The organism is Nocardia sp. NPDC006630 (assembly GCF_040611495.1).
In the GTDB taxonomy this organism is placed as follows: Bacteria; Actinomycetota; Actinomycetes; order Mycobacteriales; family Mycobacteriaceae; genus Nocardia.
The window spans coordinates 84,581-101,465 of record NZ_JBEXOK010000002.1 but is presented as its reverse complement, the minus strand read 5'-3'; the positions used below and the strand labels follow the sequence as shown (position 1 = coordinate 101,465).

Genomic DNA, 16,885 nt, shown 5'->3' with positions numbered 1-16,885 from the left:
CGACAGAACGAAACTGCCGCCGAGTCCAAAGACTCGGCGGCAGTGTGCTATTGATCCGAGGTGCTGTTCTGTTCTGCGGTGAGGGTTTCCAGCTCGGCCTGTAGCCCGGCGACCTCGGCGGCGCGCTCATCGCGCAATTGTTCCTGCTCGGCCAGGCTGGCCCGCAGATTCTCGATGACGTCTTCGACAGCGGCCAGATTTCGATCGGCGCCCGCGAGCATCCACGCCAGCACCGCCGGTCGATCCACTTCACTGCTGACGGCCTTGACCCACGTCACCACGTAGTGCAGCCACTGCGGCTGCTTCGGCATCGTCTCTTTCTCGTCCCAGCCGCGCCGCAATGCCATCTTGTTCGAGAAGATCCGCTCCCCGGCGGTGCCTTGCGCGAGCGTATTGACGTGCACCAGGCTCAGCTTGCCCGCGCTGGTGACCACCACGTGCAGCCGGTAATGCCCGGCCAGATGCATGCGCAATTCCGCCGCGCCGCGCCCGTCAGCGTCCATTGCGCCGAGCCAAGGGCCTTCCGCCGCATCGATAATCGACTCCAGCACCCCCAGCTGACCGACCCCGCGCCGCAGCCGTGTGGCGCGCCGACGTAGGTCGTCCGGCGTATCGGACATCTGATCCCAGTGCATAGCACCCGCTTTCTCATTGCCAAAGTCCCGGCAACCAACATATATGCGGACAGTTGCCCAGGCCGCCAAGGGCGTGGTCGCCGGGCGCGGGCGGTTTCGGTTACGCCGCGCCCTGGGCGAATTCCCTCGGCGGGAAGACGGCCTGCGAGTCCTCACCGGCGAACCACATACCGATGACGAATGCGGCAGTCGCCTCCAGCAGGCCCGCGCGGTCCACGCCGCCTGCGGCGATCGGATGACAGCCGAGGGCCTCGACCAGGGGGACAACCTCGGTCACCGCATCAGCGTCGCCGCACAGGGGGACTGCCAGCGGCCGTCCCGCGAATATCGGCGGCGTCATTCGCCACACGTCCACATGGCAGAGGTTGAACGCCTTCACCACTCGCGCGCCCGGCGCCTGCGCGGCGAATTGCTCGGCCGCCGAAAGGCCGTCGGTCTTCAATGTGAACGATCCGGGGACAAGCGGATTGGTGCAATCGATCACGACCTGGCCGTCCAGTGGGCCGATCTCGGCCAGCACCGCCGGTACCGCGTCGTAGGGCAGGGCGAGGAGCAGTACCTCGCCGAATGCCGCAACCTCGGCGAGCGAACCCGCACTGCCGCCGATCCTTTCCGCGAGGGCGGCCGCCTGCTCAGCGCTGCGCCCGCCGACCCGCACCTCATGCCCGGCCCGGGCCCACTGCCCGCCGAGCGCCTCCGCCATATTGCCCGTTCCTAGAATGCCGATCCGCATTTTGCCGCTCCTCACATGGTTCGATGGATATGTGGAAGACGTTAGGCAGCAGGGTGATTACCAAATGGTTCCCAGCGGCGAGCTGCTGGCCGACTGTCGCGCGAGGCTGGGTCTGGACCTGCTGGCGAACACCTGGAACGGCGTCGCCCTCTGGGCGCTGCGGCACGGCCCATTGCGCCACACCGAACTTCGCGCCCGGGTCGGCGGCATCAGCGCGAAAGTTCTCACCGAGACCCTGCGCCGCCTCGAATACAACGGTCTTGTCACTCGAACCGAAGGCCGGTACGCGCTGACACCCCTCGGCCATTCCCTGCTCGGACCGATAGAGGGCATCGCCCAATGGGCACACGAGCATGGCGATGAGGTGATGGAAGCCCAGGAGCGCGCCGAAACCCGTGCCACACCGATGGACGGCGTGTGATGGAAACCATTCCGGTAGTGGGTGATTCGGCGCGGTAGATTCGACCTGTTCGCCGCACTGCTGCCGCGCTGTTCTCACGGGGGAGGATTCGATGACAAGTCGGAGTAATTCGGTAATTCGACGGCGGGGATGGTTACTCGCCGCGGGCATTGTGCCGATTATGGCCCTGGCGCCCACGGCATCCGCCGAGCCGCCGCTGATCAGTCCCATCAGCCCCGGCGGCGACAATTACAGCGGATATGCCGCTGTCGCTCCATCTTTCAAGGTTCTCAGCGCGCAATGGAAAGTCCCGGCGGTCACCTGCCCGCCCTTCGGCAACCTCGGCGGCGCGGTGAACGGCGCGGTCAATACGATCCTGACCGGTGGCTCCGTCCTGCGAGTCCCCGGTCTGCTCAACCACCCGGGCGCCGCACTCGGCACCCTGATGATTCCGCACGTCGGCCCCTGGATCGGTTTGGTCGGCATGGGTCCGGGCGGGGACCGAACCCTCATCCAGACCGGAACCGTGGCCGCGTGCGACAACGGAGTACCGCGCTATTCCGGCTTCTTCGAGACTCCTTCTTTCGGCGACCAGGCCGGAATGCCGGTCCCGGACGCGGATGCCCCGGGCAACAGCTGGGAATCGCCGCAGACCGTCCCCGGCGACGACATCGCGGCAACGGTGACCTGGGACGGCCACACCACGTACCGCATGACAGTCGCCGATACGACCCAGGGCTGGCACTACGGCGCGACGTTCGAGAGCACCGTAATCCCCACAGCAGCCCTGGCCGTCTCCGAATCCATCCCCTACAACGTCCCCACCTACACCCCCATCACCTTCACGAACGTCACCGCCGACGGTCGTCCCCTCGCCGCTTACAACCCTCAATCACTCTCGATCGCCGCTCCCCGTATCACCCCCACCGCGATAACAGGCGATTCCTTCACGATCCCGTCTCCCTGAGGTGTTGCGGCCCCGATCGCCGCGAATTCCTCAGCCGCGCGGCACGATCCGAATCGACTGTGCGGCAGGGGATTCGACCTCATTCGGCGTCACGGTCTGCACGACATCCTCAGTGTGCCGGGCGGCGTGGCGGTGAACTGGGAAGCGAGCTCGTCCAGCTCGACCGGTGGTGCGACGACCGAGCTCCACGGGTAGGTGGCGCGGGTGCGATGCAGGAAGTCGACCGCCCGCGTGAGGTGGTGCGGTTCGTAATTGTGGACACCGGTGATCGTTTGCCATCGGCGAACGACATTTTCGGGATCGATGCCGATATGCGGGCCGGGCGCGACCGATCCGGCGAGGACGAGGGTGCCCCCGATATCGAGGCGGTCGAGTGCACCGGTGATGGCGCAGGCCGATCCCGAGAAGTCGAAGACGAGGTCCACCTGTGCGCCATTGTCGGGGGTGGCGCCGAACTTGCGGGCGAGTTCGAGCCGGACCGGGTCGACATCGTCGATGTAGACCTGCGCGCCCGCTTCGGCGCAGGCCGCCGCGGCGGTGATGCCGAGCATGCCCGCACCGTAGATCAGCACCCGCCCGGTGATCGTCTCGGCGGCATCGAGCGTCGCCATGACGGTGGCGGTCGCACAGGCCGCGGGCGCCGCCACCGCGTCGGTCAAGGTGTCGGGCACCCGCGCGATAGTCGTATTCGGCGGTAGCACAACGTATTCGGCGTAGGCGCCCGACAGCGGCCAGTCACCGTCGAACGGTTCGTGACCGAACTTGCGGACGAATTCGCATTTGGCGGTGAACCCGGTCCGGCAGCGTGCGCACTGTCCGCATGCCACGGTCACCGCCCAGACGATGCGGTCCCCGGCCCGGGCTGCGACGCCCGCGCCGGCCACCACGACTTCGCCGACCGCCTCATGCCCGAGGATCGACGGGCAGGGCGCGGGCCGGCGGCCGGAGATGGTGTGCAGGTCGCTGCCGCAGACGGTGGCCAGGCGAACCCGGACAAGGGTTTCCCCGGCCGCCAGATCGGGCAGTTCCATCTTTCGGATCTCGATTCCGCTGCCGGTCCATACGGCGGCGCGGGTCATACGAGGAGCGAGCGGATCCACCCTGAGAGCCTTTCGATGGCGTAGACGATGACAAAGATGACGATCACAATGGCGCCCGCGACGTCGAAGTTCAGCGTGCGGATCGATTCGAACAGCAGGTAGCCGATGCCACCCGCACCGACGACTCCGAGGATCGTCGAGGTTCTGATATTCACGTCGAGCAGATAGAGGCTCGAACCGACCAGCGCCGGCATTGCTTGCGGAATCACCGCCGCGACAAGGGTTTTCCACCAGCCTCCGCCGACAGCGCGAACCGCCTCGAGTGGACCGGGTGCGATTTCCTCGATCGCGTCTGCCACCAATTTGCCGAGGAATCCGATCGAGCCCAGCGCCAGCGCGCAGGTACCCGCGATCGGGCCCAGGCCGACCGCCGCGACGAAGACGACGGCCAGAATCAGTTCGGGCACAGCACGAACCACCAGAATCCAGGCCCGTGCGACCCAGTAGATGCTCACGTGCGGGGTCACGTTTCTCGCCGCCAGGATCCCGGCCGGGATCGACAGGACGATGCCGATGGCGGTGGCGACGATGCCGATTGCCACCGTCTCCAGTGCGGAAGTGAACAATTCGGACCCGAGCGCGCCGAAGTTCGGCGGGATGAGCCGGGTGAAGGTTTTCATCGACGGTCCGACCCAGTTCAGCAGGGACCAGGGGCTGACGTCGAGCACGAACAGGGCAGCGATACAGGATCCGAAAACCAATGCGGAGAAGATGATTCGTGCGATTCGATCGCGGCGGGGACCGGGCTTGGCGGGTGCGAGCATGGTCTTGCGGACGACGATTGCAAGCAGTTCCATCGCGGCGATGATCACCAGGATCACGCAGACGATGCCGAGTGCGTCGGGATACATCAGGCCGCGCAGCGCATCCTGCAATGCGAAGCCGATTCCGCCCGCGCCGACGAAGCCGAGGATGACCGACATCCGCAGGTTGATGTCGATGCGGTAGACGAAGCTCGCGATCCATGACGGGACCGCCTGCGGAACAACCGCATTGAGCATCTCGCGGAAGTATCCGGCGCCCGTGCTGCGCACCGCTTCCCGTGGTCCGGGATCGGTCGCCTCGATCGCCTCGGCGAAAAGCTTGCCGAGCATGCCGATGGAATGCATTGCGAGAGCAAGGATTCCGGGCAGTACGCCGATACCGAGCGCCCGGACGAACAGGACCGCGAACAGCAGGTCGGGCATCGCCCGGCAGCAGGTGATCACCGCTCGCGCGACCGTGTACACGAGCGGGTGCGGTGTGGTGTTGCGGGCGGCCAGGAAGGCCAGCGGAACCGAGGCCGCCGCGGCGAGCACGGTGCCGAGCAAGGCCATCAGGAGCGTCTGGATCGCGAGCTGCCAGATGCGGCCCGGGTCGTCCAGCGTCGGCGGCAGCATTCTTGCCAGCAGTGCCCGGACGTGGTCGAGACCGTCCAGCAGTGTGGCAGGTGCGAAGTCGATCCACCAGGCCGAGACGACGGTGCTGATCACCGCTGCCAGGAACAGGGCGCCCAGCACTCGCGGGCGGTGCGGTCCGCGGCGACTGCTGCCGGTTTCGGGACGAGCTGCCAGCACCGTGCTCATACCGAATCCGCCCGGCCGACAAGCGATTCGGCGGCCGGATCCACGCGCCGGTAGATCTCCATCGCGTCCTCGCGTGACATCTCCGAGGTCGGGTGGTCGAGCACCTTCACCCCGCCGCGCAGACCGACGATCCGATGCGCCCAGCCCATGGCGAGGTCGACCTGGTGCAGGGTGCAGACGACGGTCAGCTTCTCCTCGACGCAGATCTGGAACAGCAGGTCCATGACGATGCCCGCGTTCTCGGGATCGAGTGAGGCGACGGGCTCGTCGGCCAGCAGAATGCTCGGTCGCTGCATGAGGGTGCGGGCGATCGCGACCCGCTGCTGCTGGCCGCCGGAGAGGGTGTCGGCGCGTCGTTCGGCGAAGTCCGCCAAGCCGACTCGATCCAGATAGGTGAGCGCGTCGGCGCGCATACGCCTGGGATAGGTCAGCGTGCCGTAGCGCGGGAGGGTGAGTGCGCCCAGCCCGCCGATCAAGACATTCTCCAGGCAGCTGAGCCGCCCGACCAGGTTGAACTGCTGGAAGACGAACCCGACATCGCGGCGCAGTCTGCGCAGCTGGGCGCCCGAAGCCCGTTCCACCGCAGTGTCATTGACCGTGATGGCGCCCGAGCTGACCGGATGCAGCCCGTTGAGGCAGCGCAGCAGGGTGGACTTCCCGGAACCGGACAGCCCGAGCAGGACGACCAATTCACTCCGATGCACCTCGAGGGATACGTCGTCGAGGGCCACGGTCGGACCGAAACGCTTGGTGACGCCGCGGGCGGCGATGACGAGGTCATCGCCGGCCACGGTGTTCTCGACGGGCATCGTCAGCCCTTGCACTTCTTGGATCCGGTGATTTCGCAGACCTTGCGCACGCCGTTGTAGTCGGCGTCGGTCGCCGGGACCACACCCCAGGCGCGTTCATCGGTGATCCGGCATTCGTCGGCGCAGATGCCGCTGCTCTTCAGGTTGGCGGCATTGAGTTTGGTGGTGAGCAGGGTCTTGAGCTTCTCGACCGTGTCGGTGCCGAGGGCATTGTTGGCGGCGAAGACCGAACCGGCGATCGTCTCCGACTTCCAGACGGTCTTGAGCTGACCGGGCTTCAGATCACCCTTGTCGATCATGGTCTTGTCGACCATGGTATCGAAGGCGAATCCCGCATCGCAGGTGCCGGAGGCGATCGAGAGCGCCGACGCGTCGTGCGCTCCGGCATAGATGGGGGTGACACCGGCCGAAATGTCGGCCTCGGAACCGGATTTGATGACACCGGCCGAGATCAGCCCCGCTGTCGGGTAGAGAAAGCCGGAGGTCGAGCTGGGGTCGACGAAGCACACCTTCTTGCCCGCGAAATCCTTGAGCCCGTTGATCGAAGCATTGTCGGACTTGGTCAATCCGTAGGACTTGTAGCCGGGCGAACCGCCCGCGGCCTGCACGACCGCGCCCAGCGGCGTGATCTTCGCGCCGTTGATGCCGGCGACCACGTAGGCGAACGGGCCGAAGAACGCCAGGTCGACATTGCCCGCGATAATGCCCTCGACCACACCGGCGTAGTCGGAAGCCTGCTTGAACTGAACCTTCGATCCGGTTTCCTGCTCCAGCAGTTTGATGACGGGGGCATAGCTCGCCTTCAGATCCGCGGAGTTCTCGGCCGGGACGGCGGCCAGGGTCAGGGTTTCCGGGAAACCCTGCGCGTTGAGGGAGTGGGACTTCGAATCGGAACAGCCGGACGCGACCAGGGCGAGACCGGTCAGCACGGCGGCAAGGGTCATTGCGTGGCGGCGCAGACGGATTTTCATTGTGACGCAATCTTTCTCGGTGACCGAAGGGGTTCGGAGGGGAGGATCAGTGCGGGCGATCCGCGTTCGGGCCGGCCGTGTCCAGTACGATGAGCTCGAAATCAGTTGGTAGAAGCAAGCTTTCGGGCGGAACATCAGCGTCCGGGAGGGCGGAGGTCTGCATGAGCACTTACTCTGAGCCTTGGTATATACCAAGGAGTGCGGTTTGGGTGTTGGGCAGGTTAACAACGCTCGAACGTTGGTATATACCAAGCTTTGATATGGTCGCCCCGTGACCGCGACCGCCGAACCCCGAGAGCTGAAACACCAAGCCCTGCGTGCGAAGCTGGAGAAACTGCTCGACGGTATGTCCGCGGGAGATCCGTTTCCCGCCGAGCGCGAACTCGCCGAACGGTATGACGTCTCCCGGGAGACGGTGCGCCAGGCCCTGCGGGCCGTACTGCTGCAGGGCCGCATCGAACGCCGCGGTCGCACCACCATCGTCGCCAGCCCGAAGGTGGTGCAGCCGCTCATGATCGGCTCCTACACCGAAGCCGCACTGGCTGACGGTCGCAGTGCCAGCCGCATTCTGGTCGGCTGGACCCACCTGGTCGCCGACGAGGAACTCGCCGGAAAGCTCCATATCGAAGTCGGCGCCCCGATCACCCAGCTCGAGCGCGTCCTGACCACCGACGGCTATCGCGTCGGCCTGGAGACCACCAAACTGCCGGCCCAGCGTTACCCCGGCATGTTCGACAACTTCGACCACACCAGCTCGCTCTACGCCGCGATCATGGAGCGAGGCATAGCGTTCGAACGCACCGAAGACAGCATCGACACCACCCTCCCCGACGCCCGCGAAGCCGCCCTCCTCACCGTCGACGCCCGCACCCCGATGTTCCTACTGAACCGAATCTCCTACGACCAGAACGGAATCCCCATAGAACACCGCCGCTCCCTCTACCGCGGCGACCGCATGACCTTCACAACAACCCAGCAGGTCCACCACGACTGACCCGCCCGCTGCCCGACGGCGGCAGTACAGTGCCGAGATGTCTGTCACCGTGGAAGTACTGACTGTTGTCGATGAGGAAATCGTCGAGGCGTTCGACCGATTGCTCCCGCAACTGTCGAGCACAGCGCAGCGGCTCGATCGAGAAGCGCTGGCGCGGTTGATCGCTGCGGAGTCGACCACGATGCTGGTCGCGCGTGGTGGCGGAAAGATCGTCGGGACATTGAGTTTGGTGATGTTCGCGATCCCGTCGGGCCTTCGGGCGCGCGTGGAGGACGTGGTCGTCGACGACTCGGCCCGCGGCCAGGGTGTCGGCGCGGCGCTGCTCGAGGAGGCGAAGGTCCGGGCGCACGATGCCGGCGCCAGAACATTGGATCTGACCTCGCGTGCTTCCCGGACCTCGGCCAACCGCCTGTACGAGCGTCTCGGATTTCGACCGCGGGAATCGCGTGTCTACCGCTTCACTCCGACCGACTGAATGGAAGATGTCGGCCTGAGCGGTCAAAGTTCGCGCCAGAACAGCATTTTTTGCCGGTGTGGCCGGGTTTTTGACCGCTCAGGCCGGATGCCGCTCCGAAAGACGTTCTCACTCCGACAGGAATCAACGCTCGGCTAGGAAGGTGAGGAATGCGGTAGCGAGTTCGGGTGCGGCGAACGCGCTTCCGTGATCGCCCGGCACCCGGACGAACTCGGCATTCGGCAGGAGCGCCGCCAGCAGATCAGCGTCGGCGCGCTCGTCCTGATCGCCGATCGCTACGAGCGCAGGGACGGTTATCGCGCGCAGGGCGGCCTCGGGCGTCGGTACCAGCGAGTCCAGTACGTGCAGCATGACCCGAGGGTCCGTGCCAATCTTCGAGATCATCTGGGCTGCGCGGGCATCGGGTGAGTCGGGCTCGATCGCGGTGCCGTTGACCAGTGCGGTGAGCACACGATGGTTCGCGCCGCCGGCCTGCGGGCCGCTCACCTTGGCCAGTCCCTGACCGGCCACGATCGCCCGGCCGGGCGTGGCGCCCCGTGCGAGCATGCGCACCACGATCCGCGCGCCGAGGGAGTACCCGCCGAGGTCGTAGTCTCCGTCGCCGAGTCCGAGTTGCTCGACGAGTGCGATTCCGTCGTCCGCCAGCACATCCGGCGGATACCCGGCGACGAAATCGTGCGGTTTCGCGCTGTCCCCGTACCCGCGGAAGTCGGGAAGTACAACGCGATGTCCTTGCGCGGCGAGCAGGCGGGCCGGTCCGTACTCGAGCATGAGCGAACCCACGCCTCCGAAGCCGGGCAGCAGGATCAACGGCCGACCGGACCCGATCTCATGCCATGCCAGTTCTACGCCGTCGCGGCCGGTGAATCGATACGCCCCCATAGGCTTTGGATCTTAACCTGAAAGCCAGCACGGCGGGTCACAGGTGGGGGAGCATCTCGGGCCGTGCGAGTCGCGTGATGGTTTCCGCGGGGCTCATATCGCTGCGGCTGTGTCTGGGCGCGAGCGCCCAGACATCGGGGTGACACCGCTCTTGGAGAGGCCGTAGCACTGTTCCTGTTGGCCGCCCCGGGAGATGTAGATCGTTGAGAACTGCTCGCCCGTCGGCGCATCCGCTGCAATCAGGCAGCGACCATGCGCAGCTCGGCCAGGGCGTAGGTCTGCCAGCTCAGCCGGAGCTGGTAGCCCTCCCGCGCACCGGTGACGCTCAGCTGCGGATAGTGTTGCAGCACAGCGCGTACCGCGTGCTGGACCTGCATTTCGGCGAGCCTGGCACCGATGCAGTAGTGCGGACCGTACCCGAACCCGAGATCGGCCTTCCCGGCACTGTCGGGATCCGAATGCGCTGAACGCACCGAGAGAAATACGGTGTCCCCGCGTGGGATCGTCACACCGTTGACCTCGAGGTCGGTGGTGGGGAAACGGCGCAGTGCGTAGTTCACCGGTGGGTTCTCGTTGATGAGCTGCCTGATGAATTTCGCGAATTCGACCGGCTCGCCGAGGATTTCGCGGGCGTGATGCTGCCGGTTGCGCACGACGTCGTCCAGGACGAGCGCGGTCAAGCTGATGACGTTCTCGATTCCGGCGACGATGGTCAGGAACGCGAGGCTCATGAGTTCGTCCTCGGTGAGTTTGTCCGGCCCGTCGCGGGTGGCGATCCAGGCCGAGAGCAGATCGTCACCGGGTGCGCGGCGCTTGTCCGCGATGACACCGGCCACCAGCCCCATGAGAGTGACCATGGCCGTGCGCGTGTCCTGCTCACCGGGGGAGGAATCCACGCGCAGCACCAGTGCGGATGCGTCTCGGAAAGCGCCCAGCTGTTCGCGGGGCAACCCGAGCAAAGCCCCGATCACGCGCGCCGGCAACGGCTCACAGAGCCTGCCCATGAGGTCGATCTCTCCGGCGGCGGGCAGGTCGGCCACCAGTTCTGCGACCGTCTCGGCCACGATCGCTTCCTGCGCACGGTGATGACGAGGGGCGAAGGCCTCAGCCGCGAGTTTGCGCAGACGACGATGCTCCTCGCCGTCCATGTTCAATAGATTCGCATCCAGTGCGGGCGGCAGATGGGCACCCGCATATCCGTTGCGGCTCTTGGCTTTCACCACCGACAGCCGAGGATTGTTGAGCAGACGCCGCACCGCCTCGTGACCGGTAACCGCCCACGCCCCTGATCCGTCGGGCAGCGTGCCCTGATGTACCCCCGCCCCTTGGGTTCTCAACTCCTCATGTAATGCGTCGACGCCGTGGATCCCGGCCTGAAACGGGCAACTCCCCTGCAGCTTCATGGCCGTTAGTGTGTCAAACGAACTCGATTATCGCGTGCCTTTCAGCGTCAAAATGTTTGGGGCCAAACACTATTGATGGTGGTGCACTCGTTCGCGGAAGGCGCAGTTACTGGGTAGCCACGCCGATTTCGTCGACCGCACGGGCGACCGCGTCGGTGACGATCGTGTCGGCCGCGGTCTGCGCCGCGGTCACCGTGTCGAGACCTGCGGCGAGGGCTTGTTGCGGATCGCCGGTGGCTGCCAGTTCCTGCGCTGCGGCATCAGGGGCTTGGAATGCGGCGGTCAGGACGGTGTTGAACGCCGGGAAAACCACCGCTGCGCCCGCATCGATCACTGCCACCACTGCGGCTTGGACGGCATCGTGCGGGGTGACGGTAGGCGGGGGATTGGGCACGATGGGTGCGTTGAGTGCGGCGTATGTGTCTTGGCGAGCGGTCTGGGCCGCCGCGACAGCCGCGGGTGGCCCGCCTGCCGCAGCGGCAGGTCCGATGTTGAGTACATCGACTACGCCTACCTCGAAAGCATTCAGTGCCCGCGGCGCTACGACCGTGCCGTCGGCGACGATGGTCTGCTGTGCTGCGGCGCTCGTCGGTCCGGTGATGGAAGCTGCCGCGATGCCGAGTGCCTTGGCCGGGTCATTGCCCTGCGAGGCGGCGGCGAATGTGCCCTGCGCCTGCTGAATTGCGGTGACCGCCGTGGTGGCGGTCTGGACGGCGAGCGGGCAGATGATCGAACAGTAGGTGACCTGATTGTGCAGAAAACTGGTGATCAGACCACCGGGCGGAACCGCCTCGGCGACCGGTCCGCCATCCCGCACCGCACCAGGCGGTTCGCTGACCGGAGCCGCAGTGGCGGTGGCCATGGCCGCGACGGCGAACCCGGTGGCTACCACGCCGACGTACAAGCAGGACGGTATCCGCATGTTGCTCCTCGAATCGACAGACGATGAGGACTTCACGATGTGCGGACGTGCCGGGTTCACAGTCAGCTGAAAGCTGAGCTACGGACCGTGCGAGAACCGGAGCGCGTGATTCCTGCGGGCCTCAGCAGCCTGGTTGGAGGGGGAAGCAGGCTGGGGCGATGGTGGTTGGGGGGATGGTGGGGTCGGTGGTGGTGGGGGTGGTGGATTGGTGGGTGAGGGTGGATTCTTCGGCGGGGCGGGGTTTGTTGTTGGTGGTTGTGGTGCGGCCGGTGCACATGGCTGCTACGGCGAGGATGAGGACCAGGAGGACCAGGGCGCCGACTATGGGGAGGTCGCGGCGGCGGCGGGGGCGGGCTGCCTTGGGTGGGTGCTGGGGGTCGGACCAGAGGGGGAATCCGGGGGCCGGGTTTTGGGACTGGCCGGCGGAATAGTTTGCCTGGGGGCCGTTTTGGGGGGCGGGGCCGCCCTGCAGGGGGCGGGACTGCTGGCCGCCTTGCCATCCTGCGGGTGGGGACTGGGGTGGGAATTGGCGGGGGCGGCCCGCAGGGGAGCCTGCGGGGCCCTGGGGGGAACCGCCCTGGGGGTATTGCTGTTGGGGGGCGGGGGCGCCGCCGGTGACTGCGCGATAGGCGGCGGCTGCTGCTGCGGCGCTGGCGATTTCGGCGCCAGCTGCCGGGCGGCGGCCTGCGGGCTGTGAGAACTGTTGTGCGGGTGGGGCATCGCGGCCGGGGCCGGTGGGGGAACCGCCACCGGCGGGGACGGCCCGGCCGGCACCGGGACCGGATGGAGCGCCTGAAGGTCCCGCCGGAACGCCTGGGAGAGGTGCAGCCTGGGAGCCCGGGAGCGGACCCGCCGGGGCGCCTGAGGACGGTCCGGACGGCGCGCCGGAGGACGGGCGCGAAGGAGCCGCCGGGGGAGCCGGCGGCTCTGGCGACGGGACGGGGACCGAAGGAACCACGACCGTCGGGGCGGCGGACATCGGGGGAGGAGAGGTCCGGGCCGAATCGGGCGGTGGGAAACCCTCCGAAACCAAATCGGAATAGGTTGCGGCGGCGGCGAATCCGAGCGCCCCGAGCGCCTGGCCGACCTGCGCGGCGTCCCAGGACGGCTCGGCGCCCTCGGCGAGGCTGGTGAAGTAATTGCGCAGCGAGGACGGGCCGTCGCCGATGAGGACGTCGATACCGGGTGGGAGGGCGCCCTTTTCGAGCTTCACGCGGCTGCCGAGCTGTGGGCACAGCAGGACCAGCCCACTGACGGGGACATTCTCCCGGCCGGGCGCGGAGCGCAATTGTCCGGCGAGATGCACGGTCTGCCGCAGCACCCGCTCGAGCGGATTGGCGTCACCGTCGATCGGCGCGGGTTTACCGTCGACCGTCCACGGCTCGTCCTCGGCGCAGGAGAGGGTGCCGGTGACACGCTCGGTGAAACCGTGCACCCCCACCACCACACTGGTCTGCGGCGTCCACACCACGATGTCGGCGTCCTGGCACTGCACTATGGCGATACCGGGCACAGCGTGCGGCCCGCTCCACGATTTGAGCCAGTTCACCACGGTGCGCTCGGTAGCCGACAACCGCGACGGGTCGTCGTTCCGGACCTTCACCAACATCCCAGACCACCTCTGACCGATGCTTCTACCCTTCGGCCGCCCGAACGGTCGCCGCGACCACCTTACGTCTCACGCTGCGCGGTCGCGGCGAATTGTTTTGCGCGGCAGCAAGATCATTCTGCATGGTTCGGCCGGTTGCCGCGCAGGGGGAGTCCTACCCGCAGGTTGTGGGAGCAACCCGGGGCAACCGGCCGGTTTGTCTGATTGCTACCGCAGCAACGCCCCGACATAGCCGTCGGGACGGATCAGCACCCGGGTTCCATCGCCGGCTCCGTAGGCGCGGTAGGCGTGCCCGTCGGCATCGATGAGGTCGTGCGCACCGGCCACAACCCCTGGTCGGACCACCCGCACGACCTTGGCGGGCCGCCCGAACGAGGCGCTCTCGATCTCACCCGGCTCCTCGGCCCGCAGGGGTCCGAAAACGAGCAGCGTCGCATGCGGCCCACGGAACATGTCGAACAGGCTGACCGCCTGCCCCGCCGCATCGGCAAGCGGTGCGTCGGGTGCGCGATCACCGCTGTGCAACCCCTCGCCCGCCTCAGCGGCATACAGTTGCCGATAGCTCAGATCCAGCTGCTGGGTGCCCTCGCGATCCATGGCATTGGGATCCCCCTTGACCGTTTTGTCCAGCAGCGCCGAGCTCAGCCCGAGCACCTGCGCCGCGATCGCACGCCGCTCGGTCTGATAGGAATCGAGCAGCGGCTCACTCTCCGCCCCCGGATTGCGCAGCGCCGCTTCGAGTTTCCACCCCAGGTTGTAGCCGTCCTGCACGCCGGTATTGAGCCCCTGCCCGCCGGTCGGCGGATGCACATGCGCGGCGTCACCGGCGAGAAACACCCGCCCGGCCCGGAACCGTTCGGCCAGCCGGATATTCGGCCGCCACACCGTCGACCAGCTCAAGTCGCTCAGGGTGACATCGGTCCGGCCCGACCGCCGCTCCAGATACTCCTGCAGTACCGCCAGATCGGCATCGGAGTCGGCGCTGATCGGCGCCGCGAACTGGAACTTGCGCCCACCCGGCAAGGGGGACATGGCGATTCCCTCCATCGGATCCTCCGGGTTGGCGAACCAGTAGCCGTACTCGTGATCGAGCGCATCGGCGCGCATATCGCCGAGCAGCATGCGAATCGATTCGTCGGTGGTGCCCTCGAAGGCGATGCCGAGCGCCTTGCGCACCGTGCTGCGCCCGCCGTCCGCGCCCACGAGGTAGTCCGCCCGCACGGTCTCGCTCGTGTCGCCGTGCCGCAGCGTGGCCGTCACACCGTCCTCGTCGGCGGTGAAATCCGCCAGCTCGGTGGCCGATTCGACCTTCACGCCGAATTCCGCCAGCCGCTCCCGCAGGATCGCCTCGGTATCGGACTGACCCAGCACCCACGGATTCGGGTGCGGCACATCGGGAGTGGGCTCCTTCGGTGTGGTCATCCGCCGCTCCATGACGAACTCCCCACCGAGGAAAACCTTCATGAGCGGCTGCGGGATGCCCGCGGCCAGCACCGCGTCGAGGACCCCGAGATCGTCGAACACCTCGAGCGTGCGCGGCTGGATACCGTCCCCGCGCGAGCCGTCGAAGAATTTCTCGGCCCGATCCACAATGCGCACCGCGATACCGCGACGAGCCAGATCGATGGCGAGGGTGAGGCCGGTGGGACCGGCGCCGGCAATGAGTACCTGCGGCGACATGGCGACTCCAATATCTGAATATAGATTCACTGAATGTAGATTCAGTATTGTGGATGGTAGTTTCCGTTGTCAAGGAGGTGGTTCGAATGGCTGGGCGTCGCCAGGAGCGATCGACGGAGACCGAGCAGGCGCTCAAGAGCGCCGCCCGACGGCTCTTCGCCGAACGCGGCTACCTGAACACCAAGATCACCGATATCACCGCGGCGGCCGGCCGGGCGGCGGGCTCCTTCTACAACCACTTCGCCGGCAAGGAAGAAATTCTCCAGGCGCTGCTGAACGACCTCGAGGCCGAAGGGGATGTCTCCGCCGAATCACCGGACCACAAACCGGATTTCACCGATCCGGAGGCGGTGCGCTACCACGTCGACAGCTACTGGAGCTTCGCGCGCCACAACTGGGCGGTGCTGCGCGCCACCTCCCAGGCCGCCCTGGTCAGCGAGGACTTCGCGCGCATAGTCAGCGATTTCGGCGCACAGCAGCGCATGGGCATCCGCGACCACCTCGACGGCTTTCCGGCCGCCGGCCTGGAACTTCCCGGCAGCCCGGACGTCAGCCTCGCCATCATGTTCCTGGCGACGAGCGCACTACTGCAGGCCGTCGAGGACGGCGCGCTCGACGTGACCGACGAGCAGGCCGTCGACGCGCTGACCCGTTTCATCTACCGCGGCCTGACCGGCCGCGACATCACCTGATCAGGGCAGCAGCACAACCGATCCGGTGGTCTTGCGCCCCTCCAGATCCCGATGCGCCTGCTCGGCGTCGGCGAGGGCATAGCTCGCGCCGATCCGGATCTTCAGAGTTCCGTCGGCAATGGCATTCATGATGTCGCCTGCGCGCCACAGCAATTCGGCACGATCGCGCACATAGTGCGCCAGCGTCGGCCGCGTCACGAACAGCGACCCCGCGGCATTGAGCCGCTGCAGATCGAAGGGCGGCACCGGCCCGCTGGCCCCGCCGTACAGCGCCAGCATGCCACGCACCCGCACCGAGGCCAGACTGGCCTCGAAGGTGTTCGCGCCCACCCCGTCGTAGGCGGCCGCCACACCCACCCCATCGGTGAGTTCCCTTACGCGCGCGGCAATGTCGTCCTCGTAGCGCAGCACCTCGGCGGCGCCCGCGTCCCGGGAGAGCTTCTCTTTGTCATCGGTGGACACGGTGGTGATCACCTGCACCCCGCGTGCCGCCAGCAGCTGCGTCAGGATCAGCCCGACCCCGCCCGCCCCGGCGTGCACGAGCACGGTCTCACCCATCTCGGGCCTGTAGATCGACTCGATCAGATAGTGCGCCGTCATGCCCTGCAGCAGTGCCGAAGCGGCGACCGGCGCGGGCACCCCGTCGGGTACCGGAATCGCGAATTCGGCGGGAACGAGCACCTTCTCGGCATAACTGGCGGACGCCGTCGCCCACGCCACCCGATCGCCGACCCGGAACTCCGTGACCTCCGGCCCGACCGCCGCCACCACGCCGGTGCCCTCGGCGCCCGGAATGTAGGGCACGGGTGTCGGATAGCGCCCCGTGCGGATATAGGTGTCGATGAAATTGACGCCGATCGCCTCGGTGTCCACCAGCAGCTGTCCGGGCCCGACCTGCGGGTCCGCTACCTCGGCCGGCCGGAGAACCTCGGGACCGCCGTGCTCGGAAACCTCGATGGCGCGCATGACTCTGTTCTACACCCGCCGGGCGGTCGGGTTGTGAGCGACGCAGGGAACACCGGCGCTTCGCGAAGTCGGGTTTACCCGT

At 66.9% G+C, this 16,885-nt stretch carries 17 protein-coding genes; 5 read left to right on the top strand and 12 right to left on the bottom strand.

Annotation, left to right across the window (positions count from 1 at the left end; translation table 11 throughout):
- Window positions 1–47: 47 nt before the first annotated feature.
- Both ABZX86_RS04750 and ABZX86_RS04745 read right to left on the bottom strand, forming a co-directional pair.
- The gene (locus tag ABZX86_RS04750) at window positions 48–620 is read right to left on the bottom strand and encodes a hypothetical protein (protein ID WP_355120079.1); all 573 of its coding nucleotides are present in this window, start codon (window positions 618–620) and stop codon (window positions 48–50) included.
- A gap of 115 nt (window positions 621–735) precedes the next feature.
- Complete coding sequence (locus ABZX86_RS04745) at window positions 736–1,383, bottom strand: NAD(P)-binding domain-containing protein (RefSeq protein WP_355120077.1); 648 nt, start codon at window positions 1,381–1,383, stop codon at window positions 736–738.
- Between the two features lie 49 nt (window positions 1,384–1,432).
- Between ABZX86_RS04745 and ABZX86_RS04740 the strand changes: the two genes are divergently transcribed.
- Both ABZX86_RS04740 and ABZX86_RS04735 read left to right on the top strand, forming a co-directional pair.
- Entirely contained in the window at window positions 1,433–1,789 is a 357-nt protein-coding gene (locus tag ABZX86_RS04740) for a helix-turn-helix domain-containing protein (protein WP_355120075.1), read from the top strand.
- A 91-nt stretch (window positions 1,790–1,880) separates the two neighbouring features.
- The gene (locus tag ABZX86_RS04735) at window positions 1,881–2,735 is read left to right on the top strand and encodes a G1 family glutamic endopeptidase (RefSeq protein WP_355120073.1); all 855 of its coding nucleotides are present in this window, start codon (window positions 1,881–1,883) and stop codon (window positions 2,733–2,735) included.
- Between the two features lie 89 nt (window positions 2,736–2,824).
- On the opposite strand, the gene ABZX86_RS04730 is transcribed toward ABZX86_RS04735, so the two are convergent.
- From ABZX86_RS04730 to ABZX86_RS04715, 4 genes are read right to left on the bottom strand one after another with little or no spacing between them, the layout of a single operon-like run.
- Entirely contained in the window at window positions 2,825–3,814 is a 990-nt protein-coding gene (locus tag ABZX86_RS04730; protein WP_355120071.1) for a zinc-binding dehydrogenase, read from the bottom strand.
- Entirely contained in the window at window positions 3,811–5,400 is a 1,590-nt protein-coding gene (phnE, locus tag ABZX86_RS04725) for a phosphonate ABC transporter, permease protein PhnE (RefSeq protein WP_355120070.1), read from the bottom strand. The genes ABZX86_RS04730 and phnE overlap by 4 nt, the downstream gene beginning before the upstream one ends.
- On the bottom strand, window positions 5,397–6,209 hold the full coding sequence (phnC, locus tag ABZX86_RS04720; RefSeq protein ID WP_355120068.1) for a phosphonate ABC transporter ATP-binding protein: 813 nt from the start codon (window positions 6,207–6,209) through the stop codon (window positions 5,397–5,399). Before phnC ends, phnE begins: the two co-directional genes overlap by 4 nt.
- 2 nt (window positions 6,210–6,211) lie before the next feature.
- Window positions 6,212–7,180, bottom strand: coding sequence for a phosphate/phosphite/phosphonate ABC transporter substrate-binding protein (locus ABZX86_RS04715; protein ID WP_355120066.1), 969 nt, complete (start codon window positions 7,178–7,180; stop codon window positions 6,212–6,214).
- A gap of 271 nt (window positions 7,181–7,451) precedes the next feature.
- Here ABZX86_RS04715 and ABZX86_RS04710 point away from each other — a divergent pair, with 271 nt between their 5' ends.
- Together ABZX86_RS04710 and ABZX86_RS04705 are read left to right on the top strand one after the other, a co-directional pair.
- The gene (locus ABZX86_RS04710; RefSeq protein ID WP_355120064.1) at window positions 7,452–8,174 is read left to right on the top strand and encodes a GntR family transcriptional regulator; all 723 of its coding nucleotides are present in this window, start codon (window positions 7,452–7,454) and stop codon (window positions 8,172–8,174) included.
- A 37-nt stretch (window positions 8,175–8,211) separates the two neighbouring features.
- Window positions 8,212–8,649, top strand: a complete 438-nt coding sequence (locus ABZX86_RS04705) for a GNAT family N-acetyltransferase (RefSeq protein ID WP_355120062.1) — start codon at window positions 8,212–8,214, stop codon at window positions 8,647–8,649.
- A gap of 123 nt (window positions 8,650–8,772) precedes the next feature.
- On the opposite strand, the gene ABZX86_RS04700 is transcribed toward ABZX86_RS04705, so the two are convergent.
- From ABZX86_RS04700 to ABZX86_RS04680, 5 genes are all read right to left on the bottom strand, one after another.
- The gene (locus ABZX86_RS04700) at window positions 8,773–9,531 is read right to left on the bottom strand and encodes an alpha/beta hydrolase (RefSeq protein ID WP_355120060.1); all 759 of its coding nucleotides are present in this window, start codon (window positions 9,529–9,531) and stop codon (window positions 8,773–8,775) included.
- Between the two features lie 239 nt (window positions 9,532–9,770).
- On the bottom strand, window positions 9,771–10,934 hold the full coding sequence (locus tag ABZX86_RS04695; RefSeq protein ID WP_355120058.1) for a cytochrome P450: 1,164 nt from the start codon (window positions 10,932–10,934) through the stop codon (window positions 9,771–9,773).
- 106 nt (window positions 10,935–11,040) lie between these two features.
- Entirely contained in the window at window positions 11,041–11,856 is an 816-nt protein-coding gene (locus ABZX86_RS04690; RefSeq protein ID WP_355120056.1) for a hypothetical protein, read from the bottom strand.
- 121 nt (window positions 11,857–11,977) lie between these two features.
- On the bottom strand, window positions 11,978–13,465 hold the full coding sequence (locus ABZX86_RS04685) for a hypothetical protein (protein WP_355120054.1): 1,488 nt from the start codon (window positions 13,463–13,465) through the stop codon (window positions 11,978–11,980).
- Window positions 13,466–13,672: 207 nt separating this feature from the next.
- The gene (locus ABZX86_RS04680; protein ID WP_355120052.1) at window positions 13,673–15,145 is read right to left on the bottom strand and encodes an FAD-dependent monooxygenase; all 1,473 of its coding nucleotides are present in this window, start codon (window positions 15,143–15,145) and stop codon (window positions 13,673–13,675) included.
- An 86-nt stretch (window positions 15,146–15,231) separates the two neighbouring features.
- On the opposite strand from ABZX86_RS04680, the gene ABZX86_RS04675 reads away from it, so the two are divergent.
- Entirely contained in the window at window positions 15,232–15,837 is a 606-nt protein-coding gene (locus tag ABZX86_RS04675; RefSeq protein ID WP_355120050.1) for a TetR/AcrR family transcriptional regulator, read from the top strand.
- Here the strand turns inward: ABZX86_RS04675 and ABZX86_RS04670 are convergent, their stop codons facing one another.
- On the bottom strand, window positions 15,838–16,803 hold the full coding sequence (locus tag ABZX86_RS04670) for a quinone oxidoreductase (protein WP_355120049.1): 966 nt from the start codon (window positions 16,801–16,803) through the stop codon (window positions 15,838–15,840).
- Between the last annotated feature and the right edge of the window lie 82 nt (window positions 16,804–16,885).